The sequence below is a fragment of the Microbispora cellulosiformans genome, assembly GCF_008728085.1.
Lineage (GTDB): Bacteria > Actinomycetota > Actinomycetes > Streptosporangiales > Streptosporangiaceae > Microbispora > Microbispora amethystogenes.
Genome location: NZ_VYTZ01000026.1, coordinates 1 through 15022, shown reverse-complemented (window position 1 = coordinate 15022; position 15022 = coordinate 1). Strand labels below are relative to the sequence as shown.

Sequence of the window (15022 nt, the reverse complement as noted above, 5' to 3'; positions counted from 1 at the left end):
TCGGGCAGTGGGCAGGGCGCGGGCGTCAGATCACCGTGAGGGGCAGGAGCTTCCTGCCGGTGGGGCCGACCTGGATCTCCGTCCCCATCGTCGGGCAGACGCCGCAGTCGTAGCAGGGCGTCCAGCGGCAGTCCTCGACCTCCACGTCGCCCAGCGCGTCCTGCCAGTCCTGCCAGAGCCACTCGCGGTCGAGACCGGCGTCGAGGTGGTCCCAGGGCAGCACCTCGTGCTCGTCCCGCTCGCGGGTCGTGTACCACTCCACGTCCACCGGCTCACCCTCGAAGGCCCGCTCGGCCGCGGCCATCCACCGCTCGAACGAGAAGTGCTCGCTCCAGCCGTCGAACCGGCCGCCGTCCTCCCAGACCGCCCGGATGACCCTGCCCACGCGGCGGTCGCCCCGCGACAGCAGCCCCTCCACGATCGACGGCTTCCCGTCGTGGTAGCGGTAGCCGATGGCCCTGCCGTACTCCTTGTCGGAGCGCAGGGCCTCGCGCAGCGCCCGCAGCCGGCGGTCCACCGTCTCGTGGTCGCATTGGGCGGCCCACTGGAACGGCGTGTGCGGCTTGGGCACGAACCCGCCGATGGAGACCGTGCAGCGGACGTCCCGCGAGCCGGTCGCCTCCCTGCCCGCCCTGATGACCTTCTTGGCCAGGTCGGCGATGCCGAGGACGTCCACGTCCTCCTCCGTCGGCAGCCCGCACATGAAGTAGAGCTTCACCTGCCGCCAGCCGTTGGAGTAGGCGGTGGTGACCGTGCGGATCAGGTCCTCCTCGGTGACCATCTTGTTGATCACCTTGCGCATCCGCTCGGACCCGCCCTCCGGCGCGAACGTCAGCCCGGACCGGCGGCCGTTCCGGGACAGCTCGTTGGCGAGGTCGATGTTGAACGCGTCGACCCGGGTGGAGGGCAGGGACAGCCCGATCTGGCTGCCGTCGTAGCGGTCGGCGAGGCCCCTGGTGATGTCGGCGATCTCGGAGTGGTCGGCGCTGGACAGCGACAGCAGCCCGACCTCGCTGAAGCCGGACTCCTTGATCCCCGCCTCGACCATGTCGCCGACCGTGGTGATCGACCGCTCCCGCACCGGACGGGTGATCATGCCCGCCTGGCAGAAGCGGCAGCCCCGGGTGCAGCCCCGGAAGATCTCGACGCTGAACCGCTCGTGCACGGTCTCGGCCAGCGGGACCAGCGGTTTCTTCGGATACGGCCACTCGTCGAGGTCCATGACCGTGTGCTTGAAGACGCGCGACGGCACGCCGTCGCGATTGGGGACGACCCGCATGATGCGGCCGTCCGGGTGGTACTCGACGTCATAGAACTTCGGGACGTACACCCCGCCCGTGGAGGCGAGGCGCATCAGCAGTTCGTCACGGCCGCCTGGGCTGCCCTCGGACTTCCACTCGCGCAGCACCTCGGAGATCGCGATGGCGATCTGCTCGCCGTCGCCGAGCACGGCGGCGTCGAGGAAGGCCGCGATGGGCTCCGGGTTGAAGGCGGCGTGGCCGCCCGCCAGCACGATCGGGTCCTCGCCGGTGCGGTCCGCCGCCTCCAGCGGGATCCCCGCCAGGTCGAGCGCGGTGAGCAGGTTCGTGTAGCCGAGCTCGGTGGCGAACGACACCCCGAGGACGTCGAACGCGCGAACCGGCCGGTGGCCGTCCACGGTGAACTGCGGGACACCCTCGGACCGCATGAGCGCCTCGAGGTCGGGCCACACCGCGTAGGTGCGCTCGGCCAGCGTCTCGGGCAGCTCGTTGAGGATCTCGTAGAGGATCTGCACCCCCTGGTTGGGCAGGCCGACCTCGTAGGCGTCCGGATACATCAGGGCCCACCGGACGGTCGCCTCGTCCCAGTCCTTGACCGTCGAGTTCAGCTCGCCCCCGACGTACTGGATCGGCTTCTGCACCTTCGGCAGCAGCGGCTCCAGGCGGGGAAACAACGACTCGACAGACATGCCTCCAGGGTATCGGCTTCCGGGAGTGGCCCCTGCGGATCTTGCCGTCCCTCGTGGAGCTCCAGGAGGGGTCAGAAGGGATGCCACAGCCGGTCGTCCCCGGCGCGCAGCGAGGACAGGCGGTGCCGCAGCTCCGCGAGGGCCGCGGCGTCCCGGTGCCCGATGCGCAGGGCGGCCGTCAACGTCTGGAGCTCCCGGATGTCGCGCAGCACCGGATATCCCGGCCAGTCCCGGATGTCGTACCCGTAGGCGTGGACGAAGCCGTCCCGCTGGGCGTCGGACACGCCGAACCGCGCGCCCTGCAGGCTGGGCACCAGGTCGATCTCGCGCGGCCCGGCGCCGGCCGAGTCCCAGTCGCACAGCAGCAGCCGGTCCCTTGTCCGGATCAGGTTGCCCCGGTGCGCGTCGCCGTGGACCAGCCCGTACGGCAGCGCGAACTCGACGCGCTCGTAGTACGCCTCCTCCAGCGCCCCGCACCGCTCCAGCAGCCACTCCCGTTCCTCGTCGTCCAGCACGCGGCTCGCGCGTACGGCCCGCCGCACGCGGCCGAAGGGGTCGAAGGTCGGCAGCTCGAACGGCACGGGCGGCAGGGAGTGCAGGCGGCGCAGCAGGAGGCCGAGCGGGACCGGGTCACCGTCGCCCGCGCCCTCCTCGTAGTGCCAGAAGGTCGCCAGGCAGCCCTCCACCGCGAGGGGCTGGCGCACGTCGAGCGGCAGCGTGACCGGGAAGCCCTGCTCGTGCAGCCACCTCGTGACCTTGAGCGAGGTGACCAGCCGGTCGTACTTGCCGGGGGCGCCCGTCTCGGCGAGGCGGACGACCACCCTTTCGCCCGGCAGGTGGTAGACGACGTTGGCGAAGCTGCGCAGCAGCCGGGCGCCGGACGCGTCGAGCCCCGCCAGGCGGCAGGCCTCCGCGAGCGCGGGCGGAATGCCCGCGACGGTGGAGACGGTCATCCCACGCCTCCTTCGGTCACGGGCGCCTCCGGCAGCGCGCGGGCCGCCGACTGGGGCAGGCCGGACGCGCAGAACGCCTGCAGCCGGTCGGCGAGCGGGCCGCCCACCCGCGGCCGGGCGGCCTGCAGGGTCTCGGCCAGGCTGTCGATCCTGCGCTCGGGCGGCAGGTCGAACAGCGGCGCCATGGCCCGCTCCGCCCCGTCGGGATCGTCTTCCATCAGATGCGCGGCGGCGAGGTGGGCCGCGGCCATCGCCTCGCAGCCGTACGACCTGTTCTGCCGGTCCTCCCGGGCGTACAGGTCGAGCGCCGCGCGGGCCTGGTCGATCGCGCGGTCCGGCCGGCCGAGGTGGAGGTACGCGACGGCCGTGTAGTAGGCGTGCTTGGCGGGCCGGAAGGCGAACTCGCCGGCGAAGCCGTCGTGCAGTTCGTCCCCCGCCCCCGGCTCGCGGGCGTCGGCCGCCTTGAGCAGGTCGTCCTCGGCCTCGCGGGTCCAGCCGAGCATGGCGCCGGCGCGGGCGCGCAGCATGTGCAGGCGCGCGCCGCCCTGTCCCCTCGGCAGGTGGGTCAGGCCGGCCTCGGCGTAGCCCGCCGCGTCCTCATAGCGCCGGTCCCACAGCGCCACCGACGCCTGCATCCCGCGCGCCCACCCCATCAGCGACTGGTGCCCGGCGATCCTGCCGTACGTCCAGGCGGCGCGGGCGAGGGTGTCGGCGGGCATCCGGCGGCCCATGTCCATGCTGGCGTTGGCCATGAGACCGCACAGCGTGCCCGCCAGGAAGTACAGCTCACCGGCCTGGGAGGGATGGACGCGCCGTTCCAGCGCCCGCCGGGCCTGCTCCTGCAGCGCCCGCATCTCGACGAACAGCGGCAGCGGCGACTCCCAGACGTACCGCCGCGACAGCCAGATCACCTGGGTGCGCAGCCGCTCCAGCACGCTGTCGCCGACCTCGCTCGTCTCGGCCCGCTCGGCGTGCTCGCTGGCCTCCCGGGCGGCGGCGGTGACCAGGTCCGGCGCCGTGCCGCGCGTCCACGGCCCGCGCTGCCCCTGTTCCGGGCGGCGCAGCTCCTCCGGCGTGTAGTCGCGGGCGAACCCGAGTTGCACGGGCCCGGTCTCGAACAGCCGGCACAGCAGGTCGGTGTAGTCGCGGTCGGGGCGGGCCCCGGCCTCCCACTCCCGCCAGGACCTCTCGGTCAGCCCCCTGCGTTTGATCCGCTCACGGTCGCACATCGCGTGGAAGCGCTCGATCACCTCCTCGACCGTCCACCCGTACGCCAGCCGGACGCACTTGAAGCGCGACAGCTGCGGGCAGCAGAGATGGATCTCCTCGGCGATCTGGTGGAACACCGCGGTCGTGGGCGGGTCTCCGAGAGCGGCGAGGGTGCGCTCGCGGATACCGCCGGCGATCTGGATGGCGGACCGGTCCCCGCCGCGTGAGGGTGTCGTCATCGGCTCTCCCAGTGGTGACACCCGCACGCTAATGGTGTCGATGTCACGAACCGGTCACCTCGCGCACTGCGAGTCGCTCTCCTCCACCCGGAGGGGCGCGATGGTCCCGCCGCTGCGCAACTGCGCCGTGAAGAGCTGTCCGCACAGGCTCGCCGGCGTCTCGGCGAACCACACCGTCGGCGGGTCGCCCGCCGCCGCCGCGGCCCACCGGCCGCCGCCGTACACGATCCGGTAGTCGGGAAAGGCCCTGCGCAGCAGTTCAAGGGCACGCTGGCGGTCCCGCGCCTCGTCGTCCGGAGTCACCGTTCCTCCGTAATGGTTCGTTCAGCCCCCGAACCTGTTCTGTTCCCATACTGTTCGCCGCACCGTGCGGCCGCCAGTGAGAGCCGGGATCCGCCACCCTGCGAACCGCTCTCATGCGAGTGTCACGAGGGCTCAGGACGAGAACGGCCGCGATCTGAGGTGGATCGCCTGGAGGACGGCCACCGCCGTCATGTTCGCGAACGTCGCGGTGCCGCCGTAGGACACGAACGGCAGCGGCACGCCGGTGATCGGCATGATGCCGATGGTCATGCCGACGTTGACGAGGGTCTGGAAGGCGAGCCACGCGACGATCCCGCCCGCGACGAGCGCGCTGAACCGGTCGTTGCACGTCCGGGCGATCCGCGCGCCGCGCAGCAGGATCACGCCGAGCAGCGCCACCACGGCGACGGACCCGACGAAGCCGAGCTCCTCCCCCGCGACGGTGAAGATGAAGTCGGTGTGCTGCTCGGGCACGAACCGGCCGGTCGTCTGCCCGCCGTGGAACAGCCCTTTGCCGAACAGCTCGCCCGACCCGATCGCCACCAGGGCCTGCCTGCTGTTGTAACCGACGCCGCGGGGGTCGGTCGACGGGTCGAGCAGCGCCGTGAACCGCGCCACCTGGTACGGCTTGAGCAGCCCCAGCGACCACACCGCGACCCCGGCGACGACCGCGAGCAGGATCCCGGCGACCACCCAGCGCTTGCGCACCCCGGAGAGCACGATGATCGCGCCGGTGATCGTCGCGAGCACCATCGTCGTGCCGAGGTCGGGTTCGAGCATGATCAGGCCTGCCGCCGCGCCGGTCAGCACGAGGCACAGTGCGACGTTCAGGGCCCGCGGCCGGTCCTTGTCCCGTTCGGACGGCCGCGCGAGCAGCCGCGCGAGCATGAGCACGAGCACCGGTTTGGCCAGCTCGTCCGGCTGCACGGCGAAGCCGCCGCCGACCATGATCCAGGAGTGGTGCCCGTTGATCGTGGAACCCATCGGGGTGAGCACGAGCACCAGTCCCACGAGCGCCACGGCGTACAGCACCGGCGCGTACGTGCGGAGCCACCGGTAGTCGCTCACGGCGACGGCGCTGTAGAGGGCCAGCCCGATGAGCAGGTTGATCACGTGCTTCTTGGCCATCGCGGTGGGCTCGATGGACGACCAGGTCCTGGTCGACGACCACACCAGCAGCGTGCCCACGACGCTGAGCGCGAGGACCGCGCCGAGGAGAAGCCAGTCCATCCGCCAGACGACCGCGCCGCGGCCGATCGCCCGCCGTGCCAGCGATCCGCGTCCCACCCTCATGGCCTCGGTCATGGCAGGCGCCTCACTGGGTCCCGTCGCGGCTGATGGCCGGCAGCCGCGTGACCGGTTTGCCGTCGGGGAGCGCCGGCTGGATCGGCTTGTTGTTGTCGCCCTTGCCGAGGCCGAAGATGCCCTCCCAGATCCGCCGTACGGCGGGCGCGGCGGTCGAGGCGCCGAAGCCGCCCTGGGCCACCATGACCACCGTGACCAGCCGCGGGTTGTCGGCGGGGGCGAAGGAGGCGAACCACGAGGTGTCCTCCTTGCCGTAGACCTCCGCCGTGCCGGTCTTGCCGCCGATCTTCACGATGTTCAGCGGGAACCCGCGGAACGCGCCGGCCGCCGTGCCGTCGGACGGCACCTCGCTGAGCGCCTTGCGGATGTAGGTGCGGGTCTCGTCGCTGACCGGCAGGTGATACTCCACCGGCACCGGGATCTCCTTGTGCAGCGTGCCGTCGGGCCGCATGAGCGCCCAGCCGATCCGCGGGCTGCGCACGTTGCCGTCCCCGACGAGCGCGGCGTACGCCCGGGCGAGCTGGAGGGGCGTGACGAGCACGTCGCCCTGGCCGATGGACAGGTTCACCGCCTCGTACGCGTGGAAGATCATGCCCTCCAGGCAGTTCTCGTTGGCCAGCCGCTTGGCGAACGCGGCGCGGCTCTCGTTCTTCATCTCCGGGTAGCCGATCTTGGCCCGCCTGCACATCTCGGCCCTGGTCGAGTTGTAGAGGTCCAGCTTCCAGGCGCGGGTGGGGATGCGGCCGGGCGACTCGCCGGGGAGGTCGATGCCGGTGCGGCGGCCGAAGCCGTACGCCTTGGCCATTTTCGGCATCGGCTCCTTGACCTTCGACTTGGGCGTCTTGCCGCCGTCGCGCAGCCACTCCTCGTATCCGGCCTTGTAGAAGACCGTGTCGCACGACTTCACCAGCGCCTCGTGCAGCGAGATCGCGCCGAGGCTCATGCCGCCCGCGTTCGGGTACGACCTGCCCTCGACGGTGTAGGCGCCGGGGCACTGGAAGGTGCCGTGCAGCGACTCACCGTCGGCGATCATCGCCGAAGCCGAGCTGATCTTGAACGTCGAGCCGGGGGCGTACTCGCCCGCGATCGCCCGCGACACCAGCGGCTTGCCCGACTTGTCGGAAAGGAGGCGCCGGTAGTCCTTCTCGGTGATGCCGCCCGTCCAGACCCTGGGGTCGTAGTTGGGCCGGCTCGCCATCGCGATCACCCGGCCGGTCTTCACGTCGAGCACCACGCCCGCCGCGCCGTCGGAGTTCGGGATCTCCTGCATGGCCTGGTCGAGCGACTTCTCCACGATCCTCTGCACCTTGGCGTCGATGCTGGTCACCAGGATGTCGCCGGGCACCGGATCGGACTGCTGGTCGACCGTGATGACCTTGCCCATCCGGTCGACCTGGACGGCGCGCAGGCCCGCCGTGCCGCGCAGGGCGGCGTCGTAGGTCCGCTCCAGCCCGTCGCGGCCGGTGAGGTCGACGCCCGAGTAGTTGGCCTTGAGACCCTCGCGCTTCTCCAGCTCGCTCTGCGTCACCGGCTGCAGGTAGCCGAGAAGCTGGGCGGCGTCCCTGCCGTTCGGGTAGTCGCGCATCGCCTGGATGTCGGCGGTGACCCCGGGGAAGTCCTCCTGGCGCTCCAGGATCTGCAGTGCCGCCCGGGGATTGACGTTCGTCGCCACCGGGATCGGCGTGTACGGCGAGCCGGGCCAGCACGGGCGGCTGACGCCGGGGCCGCACGCCCGGATCTCCATCTTCAGCTTCGGCAGCGGCACCTTCAGCACGCCCGACAGCCGCCGTAGCACCGCGGCGCCGCCGTCCGGCATGCGCTCCAGCCGGCCGCGGTCCACCGAGACCACCAGCGTCGTGCGGTTGCGCACCAGCGGACGGCCCGAGGAGTCGAGGATCGCCCCCCGCAGGGCGGGCACCCGCACCTCGCGGGTACGCGTCTCGGTCGCGACCGTGACGAAACGCGATCCCTGCACCACCTGGACCTGCCACAGCCGGACGACGAGCACGACGATCATGGCGATGACCATCACCTGCAAGACGATCAGCCGCCCGCGCAACCGTGTCATGCCGCCCCCCGTCTATAGCCCGGAACCAGCTCCGTACGGCCCGCGCGTCTGCGGCGGCCGCCGTACAGGGCGTTGACCGCCCACAGCACCAGCGGAGCGGCCACGAGATTGCAGACGGCCGCCCGCGGCCACGCCGTCGCCAGCACCCCCCAGGTGACCCCCGGCGCGCCGAGCAGCGCGCCCAAGCCGGCCACCATGCCGGGCGCGAGCACGCCGCAGGCCGCCATCACGAGCAGCGGCAGGCGATCGCCCATGCGACCGGCCGCGTAGCCGAGGGCGCACAGGACCAGTGCGTACTGGCCCAGCGTGTGGTTGGCGGGCGGCAGCAGGTCGTAGGCGAGCCCGCCGCAGAAGCCGATCACCGCGCCCGGCAGGGGCCCGCGCTTGGCCGCGAGCAGGGCGACCGTCAGGAGCACCAGGTCCGGCGCCCACGTGAACAGCAGCCGGTTCACCAGGCTGACCTGCAGCACCAGGGCGACGAAGAGCAGCAGCGCCGGGGTGACGTTGCGGAGCATCGCTTCAGTTCCTCCCGCCGCGGCCGTCGCCGGCCGCCGCACCCGCCGCACCCGCCGCGCCCTCGCGTGCACGCGTGTCACGCGGTGCCGCGCCCGCCGTGCCCTCACGGGCCTGCGCCTCGCGCGGTGGCGCGGCTCCGGCTGCCCCTGCGGGAGGCGCCTGCCCGGCGGGACCGTACCCGTACCCGCCTGTCTCGTCCGCCCTCTGCGTCCCATGACGACCACGCCGCTCCTGCGCGGCACCCGGCCGCGCCTCGCGCGCCGGGCGCTCCGCCGCGGCCTGCACCTCGTCGCCCGGCCGCCGGAGGCCGAACCCCTCCTCGAGCGACCTCTGGCCGGCCCTGTGCTCGCCGGGCCGCCGCTCCTCACGCGGTTTCGGCGGTTTCGGCGGCGGCGGCACCGGCGGGAGCACGGAGTCGCGGGGATCCCGCTTCGGCGCCGCGACCACGACCCCGACGACGTCCAGTGCGGAGAAGTCGGTGAAGGGCCGCGCGTAGGCGGTCCGGGTGACCTCGCCGGGGGTGTTGTCGATCCGCTCGACGACCCCGATCGGCACGCCGGGCACGTACGGCAGGCTCCGCTGGGAGCCGAACGACACGATCCGCCGTCCCACCCCGATCGGCACGGTGGAGTCGAGCAGCCGGAACTTGATCAGGTTGCCGCCGCCGCCCGCCTCCCCGAGCCCGTTCACGACACCGAGTTCGTTGCCGCCCTCCAGCCGGGCGCCCGCCGACAGGGCCGGATCGGTCAGCAGCGCGACCGTCGAGCTGGTCGGGCCGGCCTGGATGACCCTGCCGACCAGCCCCTCGTCACTCAGCACGGTCATGTCGGCCCGGATCCCGTCGGCCTCCCCCGCGTCGATCTCGACCGTGTCCTCGAACCCGGCCACCGTACGCCGCGCGACGACCTGGGCCGGCACGATGCGGTAGCGGCCGAGACCCGCCAGCCCGAGCATGCGGTCCAGCTTGTCGGACCGCGTCCGGTCGAGCCGCTGCGCGGAGACCTCGTCCCGGAGCCGCGCGTTCTCCTTGCGGAGGTCGCCGATCAGGCGACGGGCGGACGGCGCGTCGCGCAGCATGCCGACGAAGCCGGTGATGGGCCCGGTCACGGCGGCGCCGACGCGCTCGGCCTTCCCGAACACCGCCGCCGCGAAGCCCCGCACCGGGCCGAGGACGCGGTCGCTCCCGGCCCGGTTGTCCACGGTGATCAGGATCAGCGCGACGGCGAGAAGGAGGCCGAGCATGAGACGGGCGCGGCGGGTGTCTCTCATGACCGCTCCTTAGCTGCGGGGCTCCGGCACGAGCACCTGCTGGAGGGCTTCAAAGTCCTCCACGCATTTGCCGGAGCCCAGCGCGACCGAGTCGAGCGCGTTCTCGGCGAGGTGGACCGGCATCCCGGTCTCCTCGCGCAGCCGGTCGATCATGCCGCGCAGCAGCGCGCCGCCGCCGGCCACGGCGATCCCCCGGTCCATGAGGTCGCCGGACAGCTCCGGCGGGCACTTGTCGAGCGTGGACTTCACCGCGTCGACGATGGCGTTGACCGGCTCGGAGATCGCCCGGCGGATCTCCTCGGCGCTGATCACAACGGTCTTCGGCAGGCCGGTGACCAGGTCGCGGCCCCGCACCTCGGCGTGGAAGTCCTCACCGGTCGCGCAGGCGGAGCCCACCGCGATCTTGACCTCCTCCGCCGTGCGCTCCCCCAGCATCAGGGAGTACTCCTTCTTGGCGAAGGCGATGACCGCCTGGTCGAGTTCGTCGCCTCCGACGCGGATCGACTGGCTGGTCACGATGCCGCCCATCGAGATGATGGCCACCTCGGTGGTGCCGCCACCGATGTCGACGACCATGTTCCCGGTCGGCTCGTGGACCGGCAGACCGGCCCCGATCGCCGCCGCCATCGGCTCCTCGATGATGTACACCCGGCGGGCACCGGCCTGGTAGCCCGCTTCCTTCACCGCGCGCTGCTCGACCGCGGTGATTCCACTCGGTACGGCCACGATGATGCGCGGCCGCACGAAGTGCCGGCGTTTGTGGACTTTCTGGATGAAGTACCGCAGCATCCGCTCGGTCACATCGAAATCGGCGATGACCCCGTCCCTCAGGGGCCGGATCGCGACGATGTTTCCGGGCGTCCGCCCGATCATCCGCTTCGCTTCGATCCCAACTGCCACGATCTTGCCGGTCGTGACGTTGATGGCGACGACGGACGGCTCGTTCAGGACGATGCCGCGCCCTCGGACGTAGACGAGAGTGTTCGCCGTGCCAAGGTCGACAGCCATGTCACGGCCCAGGAATGTCAGCTTGCTGCCCATGCGGAAGGAAGCCTTCCTTCAGGTGGTGAGCGGTTACCGGGTTCAGCGGGAGTGCGGGATGACGCATCGCATTCGAATCGTAACCGCACGTGCTCATGACTGGGCACATCGAGCTGCCAAGCCCCCGGAAAAACCGGCCACCCCCGGCCTAAGCTCGGTCACCACCTGGGAAAACGCGAGAGGCCCCGGTTTAAACCGGGGCCTCTCGTGGGGCAAGGGCTAGAAACGGTCGGGAAAGAAAATCTTGGTTTCCCGGGCCGCGGACTCCGGCGAATCGGAGCCGTGGACGACGTTCTCGCCGATCTCCAGCGCGTGGTCGCCGCGGATGGTGCCGGGCGCGGACTTCACGGGGTCGGTGAGCCCGGCCAGCGCGCGGAACGCCTCGACGGCCCGCGGGCCCTCCAGCACCATCGCGACGAGCGGGCCGCCGGTGATGAACTCCACGAGCTCCCCGAAGAACGGGCGCTCGGAGTGCTCGGCGTAGTGGGCCTTGGCCGTCTCGGCGTCGAGCGTGCGCAGGTCCATCGCCACGATCTTGAGGCCCTTGCGCTCGATGCGGCCGATGACGTCCCCGACGAGCCCGCGACGGACCCCGTCGGGCTTGATCAGGACAAGCGTACGCTCGGACACGGTCTTCTCTCCTATTGTCGTCGTGGGTGACGCTCACGTGGCGTCCGACCCCGCCGGTTCCCGGGCACGCCTGGGAGCTCCAACGCAACGGCAGCTTACCGGTCCGGGCCCGCCACTCGGCTCACCCCGCGTGGTCAGCGGACGGTGTCCGGCTCCTGCGGCCCGGCGTCGTCACCCTCGGGAGAGGGCGTCGGCAGGGGGATCACCACCTGACCGGCGGACGTGGCTGCGGCGCTCCGCCGTGCCAGGACCGAGGAGAGCACGATCACTCCGACCACGACGAAGCCCCCGACCAGCGCCCACATGTGCAGCGCGTCGACGAACCCCTTGACGAGCGCGTTCCCCCCGTCCTTGCCGGCCAGGGCGGACCCGGCGGCCTCGCGCAGCCGGTTGACCTGGATGCCGGTGCCGAGCAGGAAGCCGGCGAGCACGGCGGGGAAGCACAGCGACAGGCCCAGCAGCGCGGAGCCGAGACCCGCCAGCCGGAACGCGCCGACCAGCGCCACCGCCGCCCCGGCGGCCAGCAGGACGAACGGCACCATCAGCGGCGTGCCGGAGGGTGCGGGGACGAGAAGCCTGATGGCGCACAGTCCGCCGACCATGGCGGCGAGGCCGAGAGCGGTCAACCGCGTGGCGGACGTCTCCGGGGCCCTGCCCGCCACGACGGCCGCCGCGAGCGCGGCCAGCCCGGCCACCAGGAACGGCACCCACAGGCCCAGCAGTCCGGGACCGCCCAGCGGGCCGCCCAGCTCGATGTAGGTCATCTGCGCGGCGGTCGGCAGCACGACCAGCCCGACGGCCACGTTCACGAGCGCGAGGGTCCGGCCGCCCTGCCCCTCGAAGGCGCCGAACGCCGCGAGGGCCAGCATCGCCACCGTCGCGAGCGCCGCCGCGGCGACCACCAGCAGGGGCGGCCAGTCGAAGGTGACGCCCACCCCCAGCGCCGCGATCACCGTGGCGGGCACGACGGCCAGCCCGAGCCTGCCGCGTTCGGCGGAGGTGGGCCGTCTCAGCGGCAGGACCTGCCGCTCACCCTCCGCGTCGGCCGCACCGGCGCCGCCGGTGACCATCCACAGGACGAGATACGCGGCGGCGAGCGCCAGCGCGACCCCGGTGAGCAGCGGGTACGGCTGGAGGGTGACCCGCCAGGAGGACACGTCCCGGATCGCCCACAGGGCCAGGGCCTGCGCCGACAGCAGCGACGCGGCGAGCGCGCCGGCCCAGAGCGGCAGCAGCACCCGGTGGCGGGGACGTTCGGCCACCGCGGCGAGCGTGGCCGGGACGAGCATGCCCGCGCCGATTCCGTGGAGCACGCGCAGCACGCCGACGAGCGCGACCGTCTCGGTGTATCCGCCCGCGGCGTCCGCGAGCGCGAGCAGTGTGAGCCCCGCGACGAGAATCGGCGCCGCGCGGAACCTGCGCACCGCCATCGCGGCGATGGGCACGGTCACCAGCATGGCGGGCAGCGCGAGACCGTGCGCGCGGATCATCTCGACCTGCGAGACGCCCGGCGGCAGCAGCGCCGCCACGACGGAGATCGTGTTGGGGATCGCGACGACCGCGAGGGGCAGGGCGACCACGGTGAGCAGCCCGATGACGACGTCGACCAGCATGGGGACGCGCACGGCACGGACCGGCACGGCGGCCCGTGCCTGCGGTACGGGAGGGACGGCCATGGAAGCCGACTTTAGCGCTTCGTCGTCCCTTCGACACGGCGAGCGACGAAGATGGCCGTTATCCACAGGGCGGCGAAGATCACCCCAAGGAAGAACATGGCCGGGACCAGGAATCCCGTAGCGATTGTCAGAATCTGCAGCACACTGCCCGCGATATAGGCGTACGGCCGTTTCAACTGGCCGGCGATCAGCACGCACAGGACGGCCAGGCCGAGCCCGACGGTCACCGCGAGCGCCGGGGACACGTGGTTGATGGTGATCGCGACAGGAGTCACCAGCGCGACGACGATCGCCTGCATGCCGAGAACGCTCGCGCAGAGCCGCCGCATGCCGGGGGTCACCTCGAACATGCCGCCGTGCTCCGCCCTCACCTGGCGGCCTTCAGCAGGACGCGGGCGTCGCCGGCCGTGACCACCGACCCGGTGATCAGGACTCCTGAGCCCAGTTCGTCTCCCTGGTCGGCCAGCCCGATGCCGGTGTCGATCGCGTCGTCCAGCCGGTCCTCGATGTGGACGCGGTCCGGGCCGAAGACGGCCTGCGCGCGGACCGCCAGGTCGTCGGGGCTGAGGGACCGGGGGGAGGAGTTGCGGGTGACCACGATCTCCTCGGCCACCGGTTCGAGCAGGTCCAGAATCGTCTCCACGTCCTTGTCCGCCATCACCGCCACCACGGCGACGAGCCGCGTGAAGCCGAACGCCTCGGTGAGCGCGTCCACCGTCGCCTCCATGCCCGCGGGGTTGTGCGCCGCGTCGACCAGGACAGTGGGCCCGCGCCGTACGACCTCCAGCCTCCCCGGGCTGCTCACCTGGGCGAACCCCTGCCGTACGACCTCGTCGCCCAGCGGGTCGTCACCGGCCGTCAGCGCCTCGACGGCGGCCAGGGCGCCGGCGGCGTTGCCGGCCTGGTGCGCGCCGTACAGCGGCAGGAACACGTCCTCGTACACGCCCTTGAGACCCCGGAGCTGGAGCATCTGGCCGCCCATCGCCAGTTCGCGGTGCAGCACCCCGAACTCGAGCCCTTCCCGGGCGACGACCGCGCCGACCTCGGCGGCCCTCCGCATCAGCACCTCGGCGGCAGGCAGCGCCTGCTGCGCCAGCACCGTGGTCGCCTTGGGCTTGATGATCCCCGCCTTCTCGCCGGCGATCGTGGCGATGTCCGGGCCGAGGTATTCGGTGTGGTCGAGCGCGACGGGGGTGATCACCGCGACCGTGCCGTCGGCGACGTTGGTGGCGTCGAAGGTCCCGCCCATGCCGGTCTCGACGACCGCGACGTCCACGGGGGCGTCGGCGAACGCGGCGAACGCCATCCCCGTCAGCACCTCGAAGAAGCTGAGCCTGCCCACCCTGGCGTCGATCATCTCCAGGTAGGGCGCGATGTCCTCGTACACCTCGGTGAACCGCTCCTCCGAGAGGGGCTCACCGTCGATGGAGATGCGTTCGCGCATCGACTGCAGGTGCGGGCTCGTGTAGCGGCCGACGCGGAGGTTGCGCTCGCGCAGCAGAGCCTCGGTCATGCGCGCGGTGCTCGTCTTGCCGTTGGTCCCCGCGATGTGAACGACTTGGTACGACTTCTGGGGATCGCCGAGGATCTCCATCAGCGCGGCGATCCGATCGAGAGAGGGATCGAAATCCCACTCAACCCCTCGCTCCATGATCGCTTGCTCGACGGCTCGATATTCCACGACCCTCAGCGTACGGGACGTGGTCGTCGCCCTTCACCGCACACCCGTCGCCGGGGACTGGTTCGGGGCACAAAAAAAAGGGGGGCCATCCCGACCGGGATGGCCCCCCTCAAAAAATTGTCCGGCGGCGTCCTACTCTCCCACACCGTCCCCGGTGCAGTACCATCGGCGCTGGCGGGCTTAA

Annotated in this window: 13 protein-coding genes; all 13 read right to left on the bottom strand. The window is 71.8% G+C overall.

From position 1 onward, the window contains the following. Nucleotides 1–25: 25 nt before the first annotated feature. Nucleotides 26–1948, bottom strand: a complete 1923-nt coding sequence (locus F5972_RS36115; protein ID WP_150940553.1) for a TIGR03960 family B12-binding radical SAM protein — start codon at nt 1946–1948, stop codon at nt 26–28. Nucleotides 1949–2019: 71 nt separating this feature from the next. Further along, complete coding sequence (locus F5972_RS36110) at nt 2020–2901, bottom strand: phosphotransferase family protein (RefSeq protein WP_150940551.1); 882 nt, start codon at nt 2899–2901, stop codon at nt 2020–2022. Continuing rightward, the gene (locus F5972_RS36105) at nt 2898–4349 is read right to left on the bottom strand and encodes a hypothetical protein (protein WP_150940549.1); all 1452 of its coding nucleotides are present in this window, start codon (nt 4347–4349) and stop codon (nt 2898–2900) included. The genes F5972_RS36110 and F5972_RS36105 overlap by 4 nt, the downstream gene beginning before the upstream one ends. A gap of 54 nt (nt 4350–4403) precedes the next feature. Beyond that, entirely contained in the window at nt 4404–4652 is a 249-nt protein-coding gene (locus F5972_RS36100) for a hypothetical protein (RefSeq protein ID WP_117408862.1), read from the bottom strand. A gap of 132 nt (nt 4653–4784) precedes the next feature. Continuing rightward, nucleotides 4785–5957, bottom strand: coding sequence for a rod shape-determining protein RodA (gene rodA / locus F5972_RS36095; RefSeq protein WP_150940547.1), 1173 nt, complete (start codon nt 5955–5957; stop codon nt 4785–4787). 10 nt (nt 5958–5967) lie between these two features. Then, nucleotides 5968–8025: a penicillin-binding protein 2 gene (mrdA, locus tag F5972_RS36090; protein ID WP_150940545.1), complete on the bottom strand. Its 2058-nt coding sequence runs from the start codon at nt 8023–8025 to the stop codon at nt 5968–5970. Continuing rightward, nucleotides 8022–8540, bottom strand: a complete 519-nt coding sequence (gene mreD, locus F5972_RS36085; RefSeq protein WP_150940544.1) for a rod shape-determining protein MreD — start codon at nt 8538–8540, stop codon at nt 8022–8024. Before mreD ends, mrdA begins: the two co-directional genes overlap by 4 nt. 4 nt (nt 8541–8544) lie before the next feature. Then, the gene (gene mreC, locus F5972_RS36080; protein ID WP_150940542.1) at nt 8545–9810 is read right to left on the bottom strand and encodes a rod shape-determining protein MreC; all 1266 of its coding nucleotides are present in this window, start codon (nt 9808–9810) and stop codon (nt 8545–8547) included. 9 nt (nt 9811–9819) lie between these two features. After that, entirely contained in the window at nt 9820–10851 is a 1032-nt protein-coding gene (locus F5972_RS36075; RefSeq protein ID WP_150940540.1) for a rod shape-determining protein, read from the bottom strand. A gap of 219 nt (nt 10852–11070) precedes the next feature. Next, nucleotides 11071–11481 (bottom strand): nucleoside-diphosphate kinase, encoded by a 411-nt coding sequence (gene ndk, locus F5972_RS36070; RefSeq protein ID WP_117408856.1) that lies wholly within the window; start codon nt 11479–11481, stop codon nt 11071–11073. 134 nt (nt 11482–11615) lie between these two features. Then, nucleotides 11616–13157, bottom strand: a complete 1542-nt coding sequence (locus F5972_RS36065; RefSeq protein ID WP_150940539.1) for a hypothetical protein — start codon at nt 13155–13157, stop codon at nt 11616–11618. Between the two features lie 11 nt (nt 13158–13168). After that, a complete protein-coding gene (locus tag F5972_RS36060) occupies nt 13169–13507 on the bottom strand; it encodes a DUF4233 domain-containing protein (RefSeq protein ID WP_150940537.1) in 339 nt (112 codons plus the stop codon). A 17-nt stretch (nt 13508–13524) separates the two neighbouring features. Then, nucleotides 13525–14808, bottom strand: coding sequence for a bifunctional folylpolyglutamate synthase/dihydrofolate synthase (locus F5972_RS36055; protein ID WP_150940594.1), 1284 nt, complete (start codon nt 14806–14808; stop codon nt 13525–13527). Nucleotides 14809–15022: the final 214 nt, after the last annotated feature.

Excerpts from the sequence above, each read along its gene's own strand:
- mreC (WP_150940542.1), bottom strand. The coding sequence starts at position 9,810 with ATGAGAGACACCCGCCGCGCCCGTCTCATGCTCGGCCTCCTTCTCGCC.
- F5972_RS36075 (WP_150940540.1), bottom strand. The coding sequence starts at position 10,851 with ATGGGCAGCAAGCTGACATTCCTGGGCCGTGACATGGCTGTCGACCTT.
- F5972_RS36115 (WP_150940553.1), bottom strand. The coding sequence starts at position 1,948 with ATGTCTGTCGAGTCGTTGTTTCCCCGCCTGGAGCCGCTGCTGCCGAAG.
- F5972_RS36105 (WP_150940549.1), bottom strand. The coding sequence starts at position 4,349 with ATGACGACACCCTCACGCGGCGGGGACCGGTCCGCCATCCAGATCGCC.
- F5972_RS36110 (WP_150940551.1), bottom strand. The coding sequence starts at position 2,901 with ATGACCGTCTCCACCGTCGCGGGCATTCCGCCCGCGCTCGCGGAGGCC.
- mrdA (WP_150940545.1), bottom strand. The coding sequence starts at position 8,025 with ATGACACGGTTGCGCGGGCGGCTGATCGTCTTGCAGGTGATGGTCATC.
- rodA (WP_150940547.1), bottom strand. The coding sequence starts at position 5,957 with ATGACCGAGGCCATGAGGGTGGGACGCGGATCGCTGGCACGGCGGGCG.
- F5972_RS36060 (WP_150940537.1), bottom strand. The coding sequence starts at position 13,507 with ATGTTCGAGGTGACCCCCGGCATGCGGCGGCTCTGCGCGAGCGTTCTC.
- F5972_RS36055 (WP_150940594.1), bottom strand. The coding sequence starts at position 14,808 with ATGGAGCGAGGGGTTGAGTGGGATTTCGATCCCTCTCTCGATCGGATC.
- mreD (WP_150940544.1), bottom strand. The coding sequence starts at position 8,540 with ATGCTCCGCAACGTCACCCCGGCGCTGCTGCTCTTCGTCGCCCTGGTG.
- F5972_RS36065 (WP_150940539.1), bottom strand. The coding sequence starts at position 13,157 with ATGGCCGTCCCTCCCGTACCGCAGGCACGGGCCGCCGTGCCGGTCCGT.